The organism is Mesorhizobium sp. M8A.F.Ca.ET.218.01.1.1, from assembly GCF_004791165.1.
Classification (GTDB): domain Bacteria; phylum Pseudomonadota; class Alphaproteobacteria; order Rhizobiales; family Rhizobiaceae; genus Mesorhizobium.
On the sequence record NZ_SRUZ01000040.1, the window covers coordinates 1 to 547 of the forward strand.

1 protein-coding gene is annotated in these 547 nt (G+C 66.2%); it reads left to right on the forward strand.

Going from position 1 to position 547, the window contains the following annotated elements; genetic code table 11:
• Positions 1-547: cytochrome P450 (locus tag EN861_RS34290; RefSeq protein WP_135928204.1), on the forward strand; the 547-nt coding region annotated here is incomplete at both ends.

Consider the following 547-nt stretch of genomic DNA (forward strand, 5'->3'; position numbering starts at 1 on the left):
CCGAGGGCGAGGTCTGGAAGCGTTCGCGTAAGGCCATGGCGCCGGTTTTTACGCCGCGCCACATCTTCGGCTTCGCCGCGCCGATGCTGAAGCGCACGCTGGAATTCGTCACCCGCTACGAGGCGGGCGGCATGTCCGACATCGCCCACGACATGACGCTGCTCACCTATGACATCCTGGCCGAGACGTTGTTTTCGGGCGAGATTGCGGGTGAGTCGGGCAGCTTCGCCAAGGAGATCGACCGCCTGTTCGAGACAATGGGCCGCGTCGATCCGCTCGACCTTTTGCGCGCGCCGGAATGGCTGCCCAGGCTGACCCGCATCCGTGGCCGCAAGACCATGGCCTATTTCCGCAACATCGTCGCCAACACGGTTAGGCTGCGCCAGGAGCGGCTGAAGCGCGATCCCGACGGCGTGCCGCAGGATTTCCTGACGCTTCTGTTGCGGGCCGAAGGGCCGGACGGGCTGACGCGCGCGGAAGTCGAGGACAACATCATCACCTTCATCGGCGCCGGCCACGAGACCACCGCGCGGGCGCTGGGCTGGAC